The organism is Paenibacillus sp. 1-18 (assembly GCF_000520755.1).
Taxonomy (GTDB): Bacteria; Bacillota; Bacilli; order Paenibacillales; family Paenibacillaceae; genus Paenibacillus; species Paenibacillus brasilensis.
This window is the reverse complement of sequence record NZ_ASSB01000222.1, coordinates 1-542: the sequence shown is the minus strand read 5'-3', so window position 1 is coordinate 542 and position 542 is coordinate 1. Positions and strand designations below refer to the sequence as shown.

Genomic DNA, 542 nt, shown 5'->3' with positions numbered 1-542 from the left:
CCGGGTAGGCGTATTTGCCGGGATTACCAAAACGGGCTACGAGCTCTATGGGCCGGAGTTATGGAAGAAGGGAGCGCACATATTCCCCCAAATATCCTTTAGTTCGGTAGCAAACAGGATTTCGTACCTCTTTAATTTGCAAGGGCCGAGCATGCCGATCGATACGATGTGTTCGTCCTCGCTGACCGCGATTCATGAAGCCTGTGAGCATCTTTACCGGGGAGAATGCGAGATGGCAATTGCAGGCGGAGTCAATCTGTATCTCCACCCGCTCGGCTATGTCGGGCTTTGCGCCAACCATATGCTGTCTGCCGACGGGCGGTGCAAGAGCTTCGGCAAAGGAGGCAACGGGTTTGTCCCCGGAGAAGGCGCGGGAGTCGTCCTGCTCAAGCCATTGTCGAAGGCGATTGCCGATGAGGACCCCATCCATGCGGTGATCCGGGGGACGAGCATCAACCATGGAGGCAAGACCAACGGCTATACCGTGCCAAGCCCGACCGCCCAAGGAGAGCTGATTCGGACGGCACTGGAGCGAGCGGGGG

At 57.9% G+C, this 542-nt stretch carries 1 protein-coding gene; it reads left to right on the top strand.

The window, feature by feature from the left end; genetic code table 11:
- Positions 1-542, top strand: a 542-nt coding sequence (locus tag L693_RS29275) for a beta-ketoacyl synthase N-terminal-like domain-containing protein (RefSeq protein ID WP_155983825.1), incomplete at both ends; no start/stop codon positions are given.